The organism is Serratia silvae, assembly GCF_023282985.1.
Classification (GTDB): Bacteria; Pseudomonadota; Gammaproteobacteria; order Enterobacterales; family Enterobacteriaceae; genus Chania; species Chania silvae.
On the sequence record NZ_JAGQDC010000084.1, the window covers coordinates 1 to 252 of the forward strand.

A 252-nucleotide genomic window follows, 5' to 3' on the forward strand; every position below is an offset into this window, starting at 1 on the left:
GCCGAGGTGCGTGACGTGTTCCGCTCGCCGAAATTCGGCGCGATCGCCGGCTGCATGGTTATCGAAGGCACCGTCCACCGTAACCGTCCGATTCGTGTACTGCGTGAAGACATCGTTATCTTCGAAGGCGAGCTGGAATCCCTGCGCCGCTTCAAAGATGACGCTTCCGAAGTACGTGCCGGCATGGAATGCGGTATCGGCGTCAAGAGCTACAACGACGTCAAGGTTGGCGACAAGATCGAAGTCTTCGAG

1 protein-coding gene is annotated in these 252 nt (G+C 57.9%); it reads left to right on the forward strand.

Annotated features, from left to right (window positions below; translation table 11 throughout):
• Positions 1-252: EF-Tu/IF-2/RF-3 family GTPase (locus KAJ71_RS23330; protein ID WP_248947805.1), on the forward strand; the 252-nt coding region annotated here is incomplete at both ends.